This window comes from Rhizobacter terrae (assembly GCF_003852895.1).
In the GTDB taxonomy this organism is placed as follows: domain Bacteria; phylum Pseudomonadota; class Gammaproteobacteria; order Burkholderiales; family Burkholderiaceae_C; genus Albitalea; species Albitalea terrae.
The window spans coordinates 179,969-196,213 of sequence record NZ_QUSW01000005.1 but is presented as its reverse complement, the minus strand read 5'-3'; the positions used below and the strand labels follow the sequence as shown (position 1 = coordinate 196,213).

General features: G+C 66.9%; 16 protein-coding genes. 10 read left to right on the top strand and 6 right to left on the bottom strand.

What is annotated here, in order from left to right:
• The first annotated feature begins 6 nt into the window (after positions 1–6).
• The 9 genes from DZC73_RS18505 (at position 7) to DZC73_RS18470 (ending at position 9,522) form a co-directional block, all read left to right on the top strand.
• Entirely contained in the window at positions 7–705 is a 699-nt protein-coding gene (locus DZC73_RS18505; RefSeq protein ID WP_124541849.1) for a TonB family protein, read from the top strand.
• Between the two features lie 75 nt (positions 706–780).
• Positions 781–945 carry a hypothetical protein gene (locus DZC73_RS29760; protein ID WP_161974640.1) on the top strand — a complete coding sequence of 55 codons (165 nt, stop codon included), beginning with the start codon at positions 781–783 and terminating at the stop codon, positions 943–945.
• 497 nt (positions 946–1,442) lie between these two features.
• Entirely contained in the window at positions 1,443–2,687 is a 1,245-nt protein-coding gene (locus DZC73_RS18500) for a porin (protein ID WP_124541848.1), read from the top strand.
• A 125-nt stretch (positions 2,688–2,812) separates the two neighbouring features.
• Positions 2,813–4,057, top strand: coding sequence for an ABC transporter substrate-binding protein (locus tag DZC73_RS18495; RefSeq protein ID WP_124541847.1), 1,245 nt, complete (start codon positions 2,813–2,815; stop codon positions 4,055–4,057).
• A 33-nt stretch (positions 4,058–4,090) separates the two neighbouring features.
• Entirely contained in the window at positions 4,091–5,095 is a 1,005-nt protein-coding gene (locus DZC73_RS18490; RefSeq protein WP_124541846.1) for a carbohydrate ABC transporter permease, read from the top strand.
• A gap of 13 nt (positions 5,096–5,108) precedes the next feature.
• Positions 5,109–5,951, top strand: coding sequence for a carbohydrate ABC transporter permease (locus DZC73_RS18485; protein WP_124541845.1), 843 nt, complete (start codon positions 5,109–5,111; stop codon positions 5,949–5,951).
• Positions 5,952–6,000: 49 nt separating this feature from the next.
• Positions 6,001–7,326 carry a GH1 family beta-glucosidase gene (locus tag DZC73_RS18480; RefSeq protein ID WP_235835191.1) on the top strand — a complete coding sequence of 442 codons (1,326 nt, stop codon included), beginning with the start codon at positions 6,001–6,003 and terminating at the stop codon, positions 7,324–7,326.
• A gap of 30 nt (positions 7,327–7,356) precedes the next feature.
• On the top strand, positions 7,357–8,439 hold the full coding sequence (locus tag DZC73_RS18475; protein ID WP_124541843.1) for an ABC transporter ATP-binding protein: 1,083 nt from the start codon (positions 7,357–7,359) through the stop codon (positions 8,437–8,439).
• A 24-nt stretch (positions 8,440–8,463) separates the two neighbouring features.
• Positions 8,464–9,522 carry a glucokinase gene (locus tag DZC73_RS18470; RefSeq protein ID WP_124541842.1) on the top strand — a complete coding sequence of 353 codons (1,059 nt, stop codon included), beginning with the start codon at positions 8,464–8,466 and terminating at the stop codon, positions 9,520–9,522.
• Here DZC73_RS18470 and DZC73_RS18465 read toward each other — a convergent pair.
• Positions 9,487–10,752, bottom strand: a complete 1,266-nt coding sequence (locus DZC73_RS18465; RefSeq protein ID WP_124541841.1) for a DUF4253 domain-containing protein — start codon at positions 10,750–10,752, stop codon at positions 9,487–9,489. The two genes, DZC73_RS18470 and DZC73_RS18465, sit on opposite strands and share 36 nt — an antisense overlap.
• Before the next feature lie 103 nt (positions 10,753–10,855).
• Positions 10,856–11,779, bottom strand: a complete 924-nt coding sequence (locus tag DZC73_RS18460; protein ID WP_124541840.1) for a hydroxymethylglutaryl-CoA lyase — start codon at positions 11,777–11,779, stop codon at positions 10,856–10,858.
• A 193-nt stretch (positions 11,780–11,972) separates the two neighbouring features.
• Between DZC73_RS18460 and DZC73_RS18455 the strand changes: the two genes are divergently transcribed.
• Entirely contained in the window at positions 11,973–12,269 is a 297-nt protein-coding gene (locus DZC73_RS18455; RefSeq protein WP_124541839.1) for a hypothetical protein, read from the top strand.
• Positions 12,270–12,290: 21 nt separating this feature from the next.
• On the opposite strand, the gene DZC73_RS18450 is transcribed toward DZC73_RS18455, so the two are convergent.
• Genes DZC73_RS18450 through DZC73_RS18435 form a run of 4 tightly spaced genes read right to left on the bottom strand, consistent with a single transcriptional unit; the run spans position 12,291 to position 16,238 of the window.
• Positions 12,291–14,285: an acetyl/propionyl/methylcrotonyl-CoA carboxylase subunit alpha gene (locus DZC73_RS18450; RefSeq protein ID WP_124541838.1), complete on the bottom strand. Its 1,995-nt coding sequence runs from the start codon at positions 14,283–14,285 to the stop codon at positions 12,291–12,293.
• Between the two features lie 31 nt (positions 14,286–14,316).
• Entirely contained in the window at positions 14,317–14,937 is a 621-nt protein-coding gene (locus DZC73_RS18445) for a DUF4126 domain-containing protein (RefSeq protein WP_124541837.1), read from the bottom strand.
• 3 nt (positions 14,938–14,940) lie between these two features.
• Positions 14,941–15,738 (bottom strand): enoyl-CoA hydratase/isomerase family protein, encoded by a 798-nt coding sequence (locus tag DZC73_RS18440; RefSeq protein WP_124541836.1) that lies wholly within the window; start codon positions 15,736–15,738, stop codon positions 14,941–14,943.
• Entirely contained in the window at positions 15,735–16,238 is a 504-nt protein-coding gene (locus tag DZC73_RS18435; RefSeq protein WP_124541835.1) for a DinB family protein, read from the bottom strand. The genes DZC73_RS18440 and DZC73_RS18435 overlap by 4 nt, the downstream gene beginning before the upstream one ends.
• Between the last annotated feature and the right edge of the window lie 7 nt (positions 16,239–16,245).

Genomic DNA, 16,245 nt, shown 5'->3' with positions numbered 1-16,245 from the left:
TCGGGGATGAGGGGATTTCAGCGCATACAGGAAGAGGCCGATGAGACGAACCGCATCGGTGACGTGAGGCTCGCGGCCTTGGCTGCGGCCTTGCTGGCCACAGTGGGCATCGCGTCCGCGCAGCCTGCCAGCGCGCCGGCCACGCCGGCGGCCATGTCCGAGCGCGTGATGCGCGACGCGGACTCGCCGTTCCGGTGGATCAAGATCCAGGCCGAGACCGTGCGCAAGGCCGCGGCGCCCGTGCCGGCCCCTGCACCTGCACCCACCGTCGTGGCGGCTCCTCCACCTCCCGCACCGAAGACCGCCAGCGCCAAGCCCTCCGCCGCGGCGTCCCGGCCGGTGCGACTGGCGGCCGCGAACATCCCGTCCGAGCAGGTCGCCAGCTCGCCACCCACCGCGTCGCCGCTGCCGGCCGCCGTGACCGCGCCGAAGCTCGAGCAGATCGAGCAACTGGTCAACATCGACCGCGCCGACCCCGAATGGGACGAAGACCTGATGCGCACCCTGCGCAAGGGCCGCGTGGTCGTGCGATTCAACGTCGCCGAGGACGGCTACCTCTCGCGCATCCAGATCGTTGAGAGCACCAACTCGCGCCTCACCGGCCCCGTGATGGGCGCGGTGATGCAGTGGCGTTTCCAGCCGATCTCGGAGCCACAGGTCGCCACCGTCGAGTTCGGTTTCGACCTCGACTCGGGACGCCGCTGAGGATTCATCGCAGGGGGATCCAAGAAGGACTCATCCGCAGATGAAGTCCTCGTCTTCATGCCCAAGGAGCAACGCATGACGACCTTCACCTTCTCGTTCAAGGATGGCTATCGCGTCACCTTGACTGCGCCCGACGAGGGCAAGTGTCCTGCCACGGAAGTGCTGGACCGCGTGGTCGACCTGGTCAACTGCTTGAGGTCGGAACAAAAGCCGCCACCGCAAGAAGCGACCACTCAGTAAAAGCAAGGGCGAGGTCGAAGACGAGCCGCGCCACCCCTTTGTCGCAAAGAAGAGTTGGCAGGTGAGGGGGCCTGGCTGGTGGGCGTGTGCGGCGCCGAGGAGCGCAGCACTCGTGGGCGGCGCGCGCAGCGCGCTTCGTCCTCTGACTTGCCGCGACTGTCTGAACGCAGCGCCCTGCAAGGGCGCGCAGTGAGTTTCGCGGCACGCCCACGAGTGCGAGCACCGCAGGGAAGTCGGCGCAAAGCGCCGACCGCCGCAGTCGCCCACCAGCCAGGCCCCCTCACCTGCCAACTCTTCAACACCCTACCGTTGTGTCCAACAAACACACCCACCCAGCCTAGGGTTTCACCGAGTCTGAAAAGGCTTTCAAGAGCCTATTATCCTCGTCATGAAATCGCTTTCAGAAACGCGATTTCAGGAACAGAGCACGAAGACGAGCCCGGTCCGCGCCGTCATGAGTGTCGACACACACCTCACGGGACACAGGAGATAACCCAATGTTCAAGAAGCACGTCTTGTCCGCCGCAGCCGCGATGGTCGTCGGGGCCGCACTCAGTGCACCGGCTGCAGCTCAAGTCTCGATCAACGGTGGCGTGCAAGCACGCCTGGGCTCGATTTCTCGCAGCGGCGACACGGCGCCCAAGTACGACAACACGGTGACCGGCGTCGACGGCCTGTGGTTCCTGTTCTTCAATGCCACGAAGGACCTGAAGGGCGGCTACAACGCCGGCTTCAGCTGCAACACCGTGGCCACCACGGTGGACGGTGCCAACGGCGGCTTCACCGCCGAAGCCCTGCCCGTGCGCCACGACTGGGACGGCTTCTTCGCAGGCAAGGACAACTACTCGCAGTCGCAAGGCGGCTTCTCGTCCTACGGCAACTCGCTGGGCGACAGCACCGGCCCGATGTGCAACGACGAGGTCAGCGGCTACCTCCAGACCCCGTTCGGCAAGTTCGCTGCCGGCCACATCATGAACCCGATGCGCCTGCTGTACGACGGCTTCACCGTCAACCCGGTGTGGGGCAACCAGCGCGGCTACTACATGGTGGCTGACGTGCGCGGCAACGCCCTGCGCTACAGCAACTCCTTCGGCCCGGTGAACATCGAGCTGCAGCTGAACACGGCTTCCGACGCGAAGGCGAATTCCGACGCCAGCAACCACGACAAGGCCTACACCGCCGTGGTGACCTACGAGCCCATCAGCGGCACCGTGTTCGGCCTGGGCGCCATGGACCTCAAGGGCGACACGAACGCCAAGTACGTGACCGCCGCCACGCCCAACAAGCACAGCGCCTGGGGCGCCTCGGCCAAGACCCGCGTGGGCCCCATCAACATCGGCTACACCTTCACCACCGGCAAGAACGAGCCGGAAGAGAACTTCGCCGCCAAGTTCGGCCAGGACTTCATCAAGGACACCGACCACACCTTCAAGGTCTCCTACGACATGGGCCAGTGGAACTTCCAGGGCTTCTTCAGCCAGGAGAAGTTCGTGGCCAGCACCGGCCAGTACGGCGGCTTCTTCCACGACACCCGCGCCGGCAGCACCATCCCCGCCTTCGGCCAGCTCAACATCAAGCGCCAGAACGTGGACCTGTGGGCCCTGTACGACATGGGCAAGGACGTGAAGACCTACCTGCGCTTCAACACCATCAACAAGAAGTTCACGTCGCCTGACCAGGCGCTGTACTCCGCCTCGATGCGTTCCACCAAGTTCGAAGGCGGCTGGTTCATCAACTTCTAAACGGGCCGTCGTTGGGTAGCCCCGGTTGAGCAAAGGGCTGTCGCGGTGCAAGCTGCGACAGCCCTTCATGTCCCCGAGGCTGCCTTCATGCCGCAGACCCGGTTCCCCTACAGGAGAGACCTCACATGAAACCCGTCGTACTCGCCGCTGCCGTCTTCGCCGCCGCACTGTCCTTCGCGGCCCGCGCTGAGCAGGTCACCCTCACCGTCGCCGCCTTCCCCGCGGTGGACAAGATCGTGAAGTCGGCCATCCCCGCCTTCAAGAAGCTGCACCCGAATGTCGAGATCAAGGTCGTCGGCCGCGAGTACGCCGACCACCACAACGCCATGGTGACCTCGCTGGCCACCGGCACCGGCCTGCCCGACGTGATGGCCGTGGAGCTGGGCTTCCTCGGCCGCTTCGCCGAAGGCAAGACGCTGGAAGACCTGTCCAAGCCGCCCTACAACGGTGGCCAGTACACGAAGAAGTTCGTGCCCTTCACCATTCCGCTGGCCACCAACAGCGCCGGCGAACTCTCCGCGATCCCGACCGACATCGGCCCGGGCACGCTGTTCTACCGTGACGACATCCTGAAGAAGGCCGGCGTGACGGAGAAAGACCTCACCACCTCGTGGGAGAGCTACATCGAGGCCGGCAAGAAGATCAAGGCCTCCACCGGCGCCTACCTGCTGGCCGGTGCCAACGACATCCAGCGCATCGTCATCCGCACGGGCTTGAAGGATGGCGAAGGCGTGTTCTTCGACAAGAACAACAAGACGCTGGTGGACAGCCCGCGCTTCGTGCGCTCCTTCGAGCTGGCCAAGCAGGTGCGCGACGCCAAGCTCGACGCCAAGATCGGCGCGTGGAGCAACGAATGGTCCGAAGCCTTCAAGCGCGGCACCGTGGCCACGCAGATGATGGGCGCCTGGCTGGGCGGCCACCTGCAGAACTGGCTGGCCCCGAACACCAAGGGCATGTGGCGCGCCGCCGACCTGCCCGGCGGCGCCTATGGCTCCTGGGGCGGCACCTTCTACGCGATTCCCAAGAAGGGCGCGAACAAGGAGATCGCCTGGGAGTTCATCAAGTTCATGACGCTGAACAAGGACCAGCAGCTCGCCGGCTTCAAGCAGGAAGACGCCTTCCCGGCCCTGCTCGACGCGCAGAACGATCCCTTCTACGAGCAGCCGGTGGAGTTCTTCGGCGGCCAGAAGGTGCGCGTGCTGTGGCGCAACGCGGTGCCCAAGATTCCCGCCATCGACGTCGCCAAGCATGACCCGGTGGCCGAGGAAGTCATCGCCACCGAGCTGGACAAGGTGCTGGAGCAAGGCAAGGACATCAAGGCCGCCCTGGCCGATGCCAAGGCCCTCATCGAGCGTCGTTCGCGCCGCTGAACCCTTGCCTGACCCTGCTGTAAGAGCCGCCCCATGAGCATGCTTCAGTCGCCTGGCGACATCGAATCCGTCCCCTTGAAGGCTTCCATCGTGTCGACAACCGCCACCCGAAAAGGAAGCCGCCTGAAGCCCTGGCATTGGGCGCCTTACGTCTTCATCAGCCCGTTCTTCATCCTCTTCGCGGTGTTCGGGCTGTTCCCGCTGCTGTTCTCCCTGGTCACGGCATTCACCGCCTTCGACCCCTACGCGGGGTTGGCGTCGATGAAGTTCGTGGGCATGGAGAACTTCAGCTTCGCCTGGGGCGACGAGTGGTTCTGGAAGTCGCTGTGGAACACGCTGTGGCTGGGCTTCGTGTCCGGCGCGCCGCAGCACTTCGTCGCGATTCCGCTGGCCTACTTCATCCACCTCGGGTTCAAGCGCTGGCGCAATGCCATGCTGGGCGCGTACTTCCTGCCCTACATCACCTCCACGGTGGCGATCGCGCTGATCTTCACCACCTTGTTCTCCACCGACTTCGGCGTCATCAACGTCGCCATCGGCTGGCTGCACCAGCTGCCGCTGATCGGCGGATTGTTCCCTGCCGAGAACGTGAACTGGCTGGGCAAGCGCGAATACGTGAAGCCGGCCGTGGCGATGGTCGTGTTCTGGCGCTACGTCGGCTTCAACACCGTGCTGTACCTCGCAGCGCTGCAGACGATCCCCAAGGACCTGTACGAAGCCGCCACCATGGACGGCGCCACGCGCTGGCAGCAGTTCCGCTACATCACGCTGCCGCTGCTCAAGCCCATGATGTTCTTCGGCGTGACGCTGTCGGTGATCGGTGGTCTGCAGCTCTTCGAAGAGCCCTTTGTGCTGGCCGGCATCCGCGGCGGCACCGACCAGGCCGCGATGACCACGGCCATGTACATGTACCGCACCGCCTTCGAGTTCAACGAATGGGGCACGGCCAGCGCCATCTCCTGGATGCTGTTCATCTGCATCGCGGTGCTGACCTGGATCACCAACAAGGCCTTCGCCCGCGGCGGCATGGACCACTGAGGCAGTACCCATCATGACCACCGCAAAAGTCTCCTACAGCGGCCAGCGCCTCATTGCCTACGGCTTCGTCGGCGTCGGCGCGCTGCTGATGCTCGCGCCCTTCTACTTCATGTTCGTCTTCGCCACGCACACGCGCAGCGAGATCTTCAGCCTGCCGCCGCCGTCGTGGTTCGGCGATGCGGTGATGCTCAACCTGCGGCTGCTGCAGGAGAACGTCCCCCTGTTCTGGCGCAACTTCGCCAACAGCGTGTACGTGGCGCTGATGGGCACCGCCTTGTCGCTGTTCTTCTGCTCGCTGGCGGGCTACGCCTTCGCGATGTACGACTTCAAGTTCAAGAAGGCGGCCTTCGCGATCGTGATGGCAACCATGCTGCTGCCGCCCTTCCTCGGGATCATCCCGACCTTCATGGTGATGGACTTCCTGGGCTGGCTGAACCAGCCGCGCGCGCTGTACCTGCCGGGTGCCGCCGGCGCCTTCGGCATCTTCCTGATGCGCCAGTACATCAGCTCAGCCATCCCGAAGGAACTCGTGGAAGCCGCGCGCATGGATGGCTGCGGCGAGTTCCGCATCTACTGGAACATCGTGCTGCCGCTGACCACGCCGGCACTGGGCACGCTGGGACTGATTTCGTTCATCGCCTCGTGGAACAACTTCCTCGGACCGCTCATCGTCATGAGGGAGATGGAGGCCTACACGCTGCCCCTGGCACTGCGCAGCATGCAAAGCCCGGTCAACACCGAGTGGGGTGCGGTGATGGCGGGCTCGGCGGTGGCGGTCCTTCCGCTGCTGGTGCTGTTCGTTCTTTCGTCCCGCCGTCTCATCGACGGACTCACCGCCGGCGCCGTCAAGAGTTGATGCCGGCCACACACGACACCCGTTTCCTCACCCAATGCTGACCAAGAACATGAACTTTCCTGCGCACTTCGTCTGGGGGGCCGCGACAAGCGCGTTCCAGATCGAGGGTGCCGCGTTCGACGACGGGCGCGCCCCTTCGATCTGGGACACGTTCTGCCGCACGGAGGGCGCCATCCAGGACGCCAGCAACGGCGACGTGGCCTGCGACCACTACCACCGACTCGAGGAAGACCTGGACCTGATGAAGTCGCTGGGCCTGCAGGCCTACCGCTTCTCCATGTCCTGGTCGCGCGTGCGGCCCGATGGCCACACAGCGTGGAACGAGAAGGGACTGGACTTCTACGACCGGCTGATCGACGGCCTGCTCTCGCGCGGCATTGCGCCGTACATGACGCTGTACCACTGGGACCTGCCGCAGGCGCTGCAGGACAAGGGCGGCTGGGCCAGCCGCGACACCGTGCAGCACTTCGTGGAGTACGCCGTCGCCATGGCCGAGCGCTATGCCGACCGCGTGGCCTCCATCGCCACCTTCAACGAGCCCTGGATCGTCGCGACCCTGGGCCATGAGCTGGGCATCTTCGCGCCCGGCGTGAAGGACCGCCGCGTGGCCGCGCAGGTGTCGCACCACCTGCTGCTGGCCCATGGCCAGGCCGTGCGCGCCATGCGTGCCGCGGGTGCCACGCTGCCGCTGGGCATCGTGCTGAACCAGGGCCCGGTGTTTCCGGCGTCCGACTCCGACGGCGACCGCGCCAAGGCGCTGCACGACGACGGCCACCTCATCCGCTGGTACATGGACCCGCTGTTCCGCGGCAGCTACCCGGCGGACATCATCGCCCACCTCGGTGCCGACGCGCCCCAGGTGCAGCCCGGCGACATGGAGGTCATCGCCACGCCCATCGACTTCCTGGGCCTGAACTACTACACCCGCAGCATCGTGGGCGTGGAGCCGCGCGAGCACGGCCCCGAGGTGGAAGTGACCGACATGGGCTGGGAGGTGTATCCCACCGGCCTGACCGAACTGCTGGTGCGCCTGCAGGCCGACTACTCGCCGCCGCCCATCTACATCACCGAGAACGGCGCGGCCTATCCCGATGGCCCGGATGCCGATGGCCACGTGCACGATACCCGGCGCAGCGAGTACCTGCGCCGCCACATCGGCGCGGTGCTCGACGCGATCGACGCCGGCGTGGACGTGCGCGGCTATTTCGTGTGGAGCCTGTTCGACAACTTCGAGTGGGCCTTCGGCTACAGCAAGCGCTTCGGCATCGTCTGGGTCGACTACGACACGCAGCAGCGCATCCCGAAAGACAGCGCCTTCTGGTACCGCGATTTCGTGGCCGGCCAGATGGCCCGCCAGGCCGCCAACACGCCCTGACATCACTGAACAAGCAGCACGAGACACATCATGGGAACCGTCAGCCTGCAAGGCATCGAGAAGTTCTACGGCAACACCAAGGTCGTCCACGGCGTGGACCTGCACGTCAACGACGGCGAGTTCCTCGTCTTCGTGGGGCCGTCGGGCTGCGGCAAGTCCACCATCCTGCGCATGATCGCGGGGCTGGAGGACATCAGCGGCGGCACGCTGGCCATCGACGGCCTGCCGGTCAACGACGTGCCGCCTGCCAAGCGCGGCACCGCGATGGTGTTCCAGAACTATGCGCTCTACCCCCACATGACCGTGGCCGAGAACATGGGCTTCGCGCTCAAGCTCGCCGGCACGCCCAAGGATTCGCTCAAGACCAGCGTGGGCCGTGCGGCGGAGATCCTGCGCATCTCGCACCTGCTGGAGCGCAAGCCCAAGGCGCTCTCCGGCGGTGAACGCCAGCGCGTGGCCATCGGCCGCGCCATCGTGCGCAAGCCCGCGGTGTTCCTGTTCGACGAGCCGCTGTCCAACCTGGACGCCGCGCTGCGCGTGCAGATGCGGCTGGAGCTGTCCAGCCTGCACCGCGAGCTGGGCACGACCATGATCTACGTGACGCACGACCAGGTCGAGGCGATGACCATGGGCGACCGCATCGCGGTGTTCAACTCGGGGCGCATCGAGCAGGTCGGTGCACCGCTGCACCTGTACGAGCGCCCCGCCAACAAGTTCGTGGCGGGCTTCCTCGGCTCGCCGCGCATGAACTTCCTGCCTTGCGAGCTCGTGAGCGCCGAGCCCAGCCGCGTGACGGTGAGCGTCATCAAGCGCCTGCCGCTGTCGCTGAACATGCCCAAACCCTCGTCCAAGCCGACCGCGCTGGGCGTGCGGCCCGAGCACGTCGAGGTCGTGGGCATGGAAGAAGGCGTGCCCGCCAGCGTCGAGCTGCTGGAGCACCTGGGCGACGTGACCATCGGCCACTTCCGCGTGCCCGAGACCGAGCTTCTGCTGGCGGTGAAGCTGCCGGTGCGCCGCGCTGCTGCGCTGGAAGTGGGCATGCGCGTGGGCCTCAAGCCCGACGTGGCACATTGCGTGCTTTTCGATGCGGACGGCCGCGCCTGCCACGGCTGAGACCCCTCTTCAAGGAGCTCTGCCATGCGCATCGAGGAACACACCGCCCTGGTCGCCGACGTCGGCGGCACGCACGCACGATTCGCCATCGTGGACGAGTCCGGCACTGCGGCACCCCGCGTGATCGCCAAGGTGGCGTGCGCGAACTACGTGGACCTCTACAGCGCCATCGCCGAGCAGCTCGATGCCATGCCCGAGCAGTCACGCCCGCGGCGTGCGGCGATCGCGGTGGCGGCGGTGGTGAGCAGCGACCGCGTGAAGCTCACCAACCTGAAGTGGGAGTTCTCGGTGCAGGCACTCAAGCACCAGCTCGACCTGGACGAGCTGCTGCTGCTCAACGACTTCGAGGCACTCGCCTGGTCGCTGCCGCACCTGCGCGCCGAAGACCTGCGTCAGGTGGGCGGCGGTGCGTCGCGCATCCGCGGGCCGCGCGCGGTCATCGGGCCGGGCACCGGCCTGGGCGTGTCGGGCCTCATTCCATCGCGTGGCGGCTGGGCCGCGATCCGCGGCGAAGGCGGGCACGTGAGCTTCAGCCCGGTGGATGAACGCGAGAACGCCATCCTGGCGAGTGTGTGGAATCGCTTCCCGCATGTGTCGGCCGAGCGGCTGGTGTCAGGCATCGGCCTGCCGGTGCTGCATCAAGCCGTGTGCGAGGTGGACGGTCACCGCTTTCGCGACTTCTCCACCGCCGAGATCGTTCAACGCGCACTCGACGGCACCGACCCGGGCTGCGCGTCCACCGTGGACACCTTCTGCGCCATGCTGGGCACCATCGCGGGCAACCTTGCACTGACCCTGGGCGCGACCGGCGGCGTGTTCATCGGCGGCGGCATCGTGCCGCGGCTGGGCGATGCGTTCGAGCGCTCTGCGTTTCGCGAGCGCTTCGAGGCCAAGGGACGCTTCACGGCGCACAACGCGGCGATCCCGACGCATGTGATCGTCGCGGACACGCCGGCGTTGGTCGGCGCTGCGGCGGCGCTGGCCGACCTGGTGCCGGAGGACGGAGAACAGGGCGCCCAGGAACGTCCCGTGCTCCGCCCGATGCGCTCAAGGCTGGCTGCGAAGGAACCAACGACGGAGTGACAGCAGCGCGCGGGCGTGTTCGCGCGTGCTGAGGCCCGGCAGGCAGACCGTGTCGTAGCCGTTGGCTGCCTGCTCCTTCGCCAGGTCGAGCGCGGTGTCTGCATCCGTGGGCGGGTTGGGCACGACGAACTGCAGCATCGTCCCGTAGTTGCAGATCAGCTCGGCGCCGTGGCGTTCGTTCCACCGCTTGAAGAAGCTCATGGCCCGTGCCGGGCCTTCGCCTTGCGCGCCCCACCATGACTGGTAGGCGATGGTCTCCCACGAATTCGGCGTGGGCAGCAGCACCAGCACGGCGCCCCATCGGGACGGACCGAACCAATCCAGGTGGGCGCTGCTGGAGCTGCGGCATTCCTCTGTGGACTCGCGCTCCTCGAAACGGGCCCGTGCCTCCTCCAGCTCTTGCGCCAGGTCGACATCGACCATCGCACGCACGTGATCGACATAGGGACTGTCCGAGATGTCCGTGTCGATTCCATGCTCGCCGGCCGCATCTTCGTGGCCCGAATGGGCCTGCTCGAAACTTTCTTCCCCCTGGAAGTCCACGCTCATCTGGGCCGCCGTGGTGAGGATGGGAAAACGTCCGGTCTGGGCCACCAGCGTCCGCGCCACGCTCCATGCCACCAGGGGCTCGACGTTGTTCAACCTGATGCGCAAGGCGAACTGGCGCGGGTCTTCGGGCAGGGGCAGCCTCGTCAGGGTGGCGCCCGCCAGGACCGTGCCTTGCAGCAGCGCTGCGAGCTGGTCGGGATCGGTGATCGGCGGCGTCGGCCCGTCCGGCCCCTGGACCGCAGCTGCGCAAGCCCGGAAGATCTGCGTCTCATGGTGAGCGAAACGCTCCGATGGTGTTCTCGCATCGGCGACGGCCTCGGGCTGGATGGCCTGCATATGTTCCGGCGTGGCTTCTCGCAGGAGCTTTCGGACCAGCTCCGCCTTTTGAGCCTCGCCGTATTCGGCGGCGTCCCAGGTCAGCCGCAGCGGCTTCTTCACCTGGAACCTCGGCGGGCCGAGCGTGATCGTCTCGTGATACGGGCTCCAGGGCTCGTCGCCGCCCGGCTGCGCCAGGGCCGAGAAAGTGAGTGTGAGCGTGGTGTCGGTCAACAGCGCATCTGGTGGCACCACCAGCGACACGTCGCCCGCTTCGATGACACCCCCTTCGGACGCGACGATGTGCTGCGTGGCCGTCCACGTCGGCTTCCACGATGACGACGCATCGTCCAGGACCTCGCTCATTCTCCCCCCTGCTGGATGTTTGAAAAGCAGGCGAGTCTACGAGCGCTGGAGGCCTGGCCCCTTCCGACCCTTGGGGGATTGCGCGAGCCGGCCAGCCGTGGCGTCAACCGGTCGCCTGCCGCTTGATCAGCAAGGCCTTGGCCGCCCTCGACACCGGTGGCCGCTCCAGCACGCCCGAGATGTACGCGCCCGCATCCAGCAGCCGGTCCATGTCGATGCCGGTGTCGATGCCCATGCCTCGCAGCATGTAAGCCACGTCCTCTGTCGCCACGTTGCCCGTCGCGCCCTTCGCATACGGGCAGCCGCCCAGCCCGGCGATGCTCGAATCGAAGGTGGCGATGCCCATCTCCAGGCAGGCGTAGATGTTCGCCAGCGCCTGGCCGTAGGTGTCGTGGAAATGCCCGCTCACCTCGGCGATCGGGTAGTGCCTGAGCGCCCGCTCCATCGCCGCCTGCACGCGCCGCGGCGTGCCCACGCCGATGGTGTCGGCCACGCCGCAGTGGTCGACGCCGATGCCCTTCATCAGCACCACCACGCGCTCCACCTCGTCGGGCGTGACCTCGCCCTGGTAGGGGCAGCCCAGCGCGCAGGAGATCGCCGAGCGCACCTTGATGCCCTGCTCGTGCGCCGCCTGCACCACCGGACGGAAGCGCTCGATGCTCTCTTCCACGCTGCAATTGATGTTGCGCTGGCTGAACGCCTCGCTGGCTGCGCCGAACACCACCACCTCGTCGGGCCACTGCTCGCGCGGAGCCGACAGCGCCGCTTCCAGCCCCTTCATGTTCGGTGTGAGCACCGAATAGCGCACACCCGGCTGGCGGCGGATGCCGGCCATCACCTGTGCGTTGTCCGCCATCTGGGGCACCCACTTGGGGCTCACGAAGCTGGTCACCTCCACCTCGCGCAGGCCCGCGGCTTGCAGCAGATGGACCAGCTCGATCTTGTGCGCCGCATCAACCATCTGCTTTTCGTTCTGCAGACCGTCGCGCGGACCCACATCCACCAGCTTCACACGATCAGGAACCATGACATAAGTCTCACTTTCTTCATCCGGTGCGACCCGCCCCCCGTAACTAGGGATGGCCGCACACCGGACCGGGGAACAACATTAGCCCAACTCTCAAGGACTCGCTGTGGACCACAACACCAGACTGCGCATTGCAACGCGCATCCACTTTGCACTTCTGCGCCATCTTGGGGAAGGTGTGGACGTGGCGGTCATGCTCAAGCAGGAAAACCAGGCCCGCGAGGTGCTGTGGGTGTGCGAGGCCTCCGGCGACCCGGAACTGGTGGCCCTGGGCAGGCAATACCAGCGTGCGGCCACCCTGGAAGACGAGGTGGTCGCCGCCGGCGGCCACGCCATGCAGGACACCCCATGGGCGAAGGACACCTCCGGTTTCGGCGTGTCCCAGCCGCCGGAGCACGTGCCCACACTCACCGCCGCCGTGATCCCGCGGTCCGTGGACAAGCCCGCCGGCTGGCTGAACCCGGCCAGCTGGCTGCGCCGCAAGCACTGAGCGCGGCGCGCCCTCATCGCATCAGGCTTCCAGGCGAAGCAGCTCGCCGCCTTCGCCCACCTGGTCGCCCACCGCATACAGCAATTCCGCCACCTTGCCGTCGCGCGGCGCGGTGATGGTGTGCTCCATCTTCATCGCCTCCATCACCGCCAGCGGCTGGCCCTGCTTCACCGCATCGCCCGCCTTCGCGAGGAAGGCGATCACCTTGCCCGGCATGGGTGCGGTCAGGCGTCCGCCCTCGCTCGCGCCGTCTGCCGCATGGGCGATCGGGTCGAACTCATCGACCACCGCGGAGCCATCGGGTGAGAAGATGCTGATGCGCTCGCCCACCGCGTAGACGGTGAGCACGTGGCGCGCCCCACCCAGCGTCACGTCGTGCACCGCACCGCCGCGCGAGCCGATGGCCAGCGGCCATTGCCGGTCGCCCAGGTGCAGCACCAGCGCGCCATGGTGCGAGCGTTCCAGCTTCGCCACGTGGTGTTCGCCGCGCATGTCCAGGTCGAAACGCCGCACCGCGGCACCGTGCATGCGCCAGCCATCGCGGCGTGACCAGGGGTCGCTGTCTTCGAGTGCGGCTTCCTTGACCAGCGCATGTGCGATGACACCGGCCGCCGCCACTTCGGCGGCCAGCGGCGGCGCGTTGAACAGCGCCGGACGCTCGCGTTCGATGAGCGCCGTGTCCAGGTCCGCCTGCGAAAACGCTTTGCTCTTCACCACGCGCCGCAGGAAGGCCACGTTGGTGTGCAGGCCCACGATGTGCGTCTGCGCCAGCGCCGCATCCAGCCGCGCCAGCGCCTGCTCGCGGTCCGCGCCCCACACGACGAGCTTGGCGATCATCGAGTCGTAGAACGGCGAGATGGCATCGCCCTCGCGCACGCCGGCATCCAGCCGGACGTCGCCTCGCTCGAAGCTTGCCGAGGCCGGTGTGCGGTACACATCAAGCCGGCCCGTGGCGGGCAGGAAGTTGGCATCCGGGTTCTCGGCACAGATGCGCGCCTCGATGGCGTGGCCGTGGATGCGCAGGTCCGCCTGCTTCAGCGGCAGCGGCTCGCCGGATGCGACGCGCAGTTGCCACTCCACCAGGTCCAGCCCGGTGATGGCCTCGGTGACCGGATGCTCCACCTGCAGCCGGGTGTTCATCTCCATGAAGTAGAAGCGCAGGTCGCCGTTGGCCGTGGGCTCGGCGATGAACTCCACCGTGCCCGCACCGACGTAGCCCACCGCCTTGGCCGCCGCCACCGCGGCCTCGCCCATCTCGCGCCGGCGCGCTTCGCTCATGCCGGGCGCCGGTGCTTCCTCCAGCACCTTCTGGTGGCGGCGCTGCACGGAGCAGTCGCGCTCGAAGAGGTACAGCACCGTGCCCTGCGAATCACCGAACACCTGGATCTCGATGTGCCGCGGCCGCGTGACGTAGCGCTCGATGAGCACTGCGTCGTCGCCGAAGCTGTTGATGGCCTCGCGCTTGCACGAGGCCAGCGCCGCATCGAACTCGGTCGCGGCGTTCACCACGCGCATGCCCTTGCCGCCACCGCCCGCGCTCGCCTTGATGAGCACCGGGTAGCCGATGCGGTCGGCCTCGCGCTTGAGCAGTTCGGGGTTCTGGTCCGACCCGTGGTAGCCGGGCACCAGGGGCACACCCGCCTTCTCCATGAGCTGCTTGGATTCGGCCTTCAGCCCCATCGCCTTGATGGCCGAGGGCGGCGGGCCGATGAACACCAGGCCCGCATCGGCACAGGCCTGCGCGAAGTCCTCGTTCTCGCTCAGGAAGCCGTAGCCCGGGTGGATGGCCTGCGCGCCCGTGGCCTTCGCCGCGGCGATGATGCGTTCGCTGCGCAGGTAGCTTTCCTTGGGCGCGCTCGGGCCGATGTGCACCGCCTCGTCGCAGGCCATGACGTGCTTGGCGTTGGCGTCCGCATCGGAATACACCGCCACGGTGCGGATGCCAAGCTTGCGTGCCGTCGCCGCCACCCGGCAGGCGATCTCACCACGATTGGCGATCAGGATCTTGTTGAACATGAATCAGTCCCTTGATGGATCAGTTCCAGCGCTAGGCTGAGTTGGCTTGACGGCTGGCAAAGAAGCTTCGGATTCTGCGGAACACCGCACGCAGGAACTTCGCGAGCATCCAGGTGACGGTGACCATCGCGACGAGCGCGATCGCCAGCGCCACGAAGAAGGCGACCGGATGCGTCCACGACAGCCACAGCGCGGCCGGCACGGCGGCATCACCCAGCAGCGACAGGCCGATGTTGGAGAAGGGCTCCGGCGACGTGTTCACCGCCGCGCGCGTGGTGGCCTTGGCCACGTGGCTGGTGGCCGCGAGCGTGCCGCCCAGCAGGGCGGCCACGGTGGACCAGGTGGCTTGATCGGCGCCGAACACGCCAGCGGCCAGCGCCGCTCCGGCGGGAATGCGGATCACGGTGTGGATCACGTCCCACAGCGAATCCACGCCCGGGATCTTGTCGGCGAAGAACTCGATGCACAACATCAGCCCGCTCGCGCCCAGCACCAGCGGGTTCTGCAGCACCTTCAGGCCCGGCGGAAGATCGACCCAGCCCATCGCACCCGCAGCCCCGGTGAACAGCACCACCGCGTACAGCCGCAAGCCGCTGGCCCAGCCCAGGGCTGCGGCAATCGCGAAGAGCTGCGTGGTGGTCAGTGTCGACATATCTCAGCCGCCCTGCACCCAAGAGGGCTTGCGCTTTTGCAGGAACGCCTGCACGCCCTCGCGCCCTTGCTCGCTCGCACGGATGTCGGCGATGCGCCGCGCCGTCATGTCGCGCAAGGCCGGGTCGATGGGTCGGTGGGCCACGTCCTGCACCAGTTCCTTGCATGCCCGCACTGCCGCCGGGCTGTTGGCGACGATGGACGTCACGATCTCGCCCACTTTCGCATCGAGTTCATCAACGGCGCACACCGCATGCACGAAGCCCAGCGACTGCGCCTGCACCGCGCCGAAGCGCTCGGCCGTGACGAAGAATCGACGCGAGGCCTGCTCGCCCAGCGCGCGCACGACGTAGGGGCTGATGGTGGCGGGCAGCAAACCGACCCGCGCCTCGCTCAGGCAGAAGCCCGCCACGTCGGCCGCGACGAGGATGTCGCACACCGCCGCCAGGCCCACGCCACCGCCGAAGCAGTCGCCGTGGATGCGGCCGATCACCGGCAACGGGCAGGCGTAGATGGCCCACAGCATGTCGGCCAGCCCTTGCGCATCGGCACGGTTCTCTTCCCAGGTGTAGTCGGCCATGGCGCGCATCCACGTGAGGTCGGCGCCGGCGCAGAAGGTCTTGCCATAGCCGCCCAGTACCACCGCGCGCAGCGTGGTGTCCGATGCGAAGCCGGTGAACGCGTCGCGCAGCTCGGCGATCAGCGTCTCGTTGAAGGCGTTGCGCACGTCGGGCCGGTTGAGGAACACCTGCACCACGTGCGGCGTGGGCCGCGTGACTTCCAGCATGGTGAACGAACTCATGGCTTGGCCTCCTCTCGCAACATCAACAGCAGGTCCAGCTCGGGGCACGCATGGCCCATGGCGGTGATGGCCGCGGTGATCTGTCCGCGGTGGTGCGTGCCGTGGTTGAACACATGGGTGAGCGTGGGCACGAAGGGCAGCGTGGTCGCCACGCCCTTGGTGCTGTTGAAGCTCAGCGATCCGATCAACCGCGCATCGTCCAGCGACTCGATGAACGGCTGCCAGCGCGCGGCGCCGTCCAGCAGCGACTGCTTCAACCGTGCGCGGTCGGTCTCGACCTCTTCGTCCAGCGAACGGCGCGGCGAGATGCCGTCCGAGAAGCGCACGTACCAGATCAGGTGTTCACCCACCAGCAGGTGGTTCAAGGTGCCGTGCACGCTCTTGAAGAAGAGGCCCGCATCGCGGCGGTAGTCTTCTTCGCTGAGCGCATCGACGTGCTCGTAGAGCCGGCGAATCGCCCAGGCGTTGTAGCGCGCGAGCATGAGGAGATGGCGCTTCATCGACGCC

Excerpts from the sequence above, each read along its gene's own strand:
- DZC73_RS29760 (WP_161974640.1), top strand. The coding sequence starts at position 781 with ATGACGACCTTCACCTTCTCGTTCAAGGATGGCTATCGCGTCACCTTG.
- DZC73_RS18445 (WP_124541837.1), bottom strand. The coding sequence starts at position 14,937 with ATGTCGACACTGACCACCACGCAGCTCTTCGCGATTGCCGCAGCCCTG.
- DZC73_RS18475 (WP_124541843.1), top strand. The coding sequence starts at position 7,357 with ATGGGAACCGTCAGCCTGCAAGGCATCGAGAAGTTCTACGGCAACACC.
- DZC73_RS18460 (WP_124541840.1), bottom strand. The coding sequence starts at position 11,779 with ATGGTTCCTGATCGTGTGAAGCTGGTGGATGTGGGTCCGCGCGACGGT.
- DZC73_RS18500 (WP_124541848.1), top strand. The coding sequence starts at position 1,443 with ATGTTCAAGAAGCACGTCTTGTCCGCCGCAGCCGCGATGGTCGTCGGG.
- DZC73_RS18455 (WP_124541839.1), top strand. The coding sequence starts at position 11,973 with ATGCTCAAGCAGGAAAACCAGGCCCGCGAGGTGCTGTGGGTGTGCGAG.
- DZC73_RS18495 (WP_124541847.1), top strand. The coding sequence starts at position 2,813 with ATGAAACCCGTCGTACTCGCCGCTGCCGTCTTCGCCGCCGCACTGTCC.
- DZC73_RS18505 (WP_124541849.1), top strand. The coding sequence starts at position 7 with ATGAGGGGATTTCAGCGCATACAGGAAGAGGCCGATGAGACGAACCGC.
- DZC73_RS18485 (WP_124541845.1), top strand. The coding sequence starts at position 5,109 with ATGACCACCGCAAAAGTCTCCTACAGCGGCCAGCGCCTCATTGCCTAC.
- DZC73_RS18450 (WP_124541838.1), bottom strand. The coding sequence starts at position 14,285 with ATGTTCAACAAGATCCTGATCGCCAATCGTGGTGAGATCGCCTGCCGG.
- DZC73_RS18440 (WP_124541836.1), bottom strand. The coding sequence starts at position 15,738 with ATGAGTTCGTTCACCATGCTGGAAGTCACGCGGCCCACGCCGCACGTG.
- DZC73_RS18470 (WP_124541842.1), top strand. The coding sequence starts at position 8,464 with ATGCGCATCGAGGAACACACCGCCCTGGTCGCCGACGTCGGCGGCACG.
- DZC73_RS18465 (WP_124541841.1), bottom strand. The coding sequence starts at position 10,752 with ATGAGCGAGGTCCTGGACGATGCGTCGTCATCGTGGAAGCCGACGTGG.
- DZC73_RS18480 (WP_235835191.1), top strand. The coding sequence starts at position 6,001 with ATGAACTTTCCTGCGCACTTCGTCTGGGGGGCCGCGACAAGCGCGTTC.
- DZC73_RS18435 (WP_124541835.1), bottom strand. The coding sequence starts at position 16,238 with ATGAAGCGCCATCTCCTCATGCTCGCGCGCTACAACGCCTGGGCGATT.
- DZC73_RS18490 (WP_124541846.1), top strand. The coding sequence starts at position 4,091 with ATGAGCATGCTTCAGTCGCCTGGCGACATCGAATCCGTCCCCTTGAAG.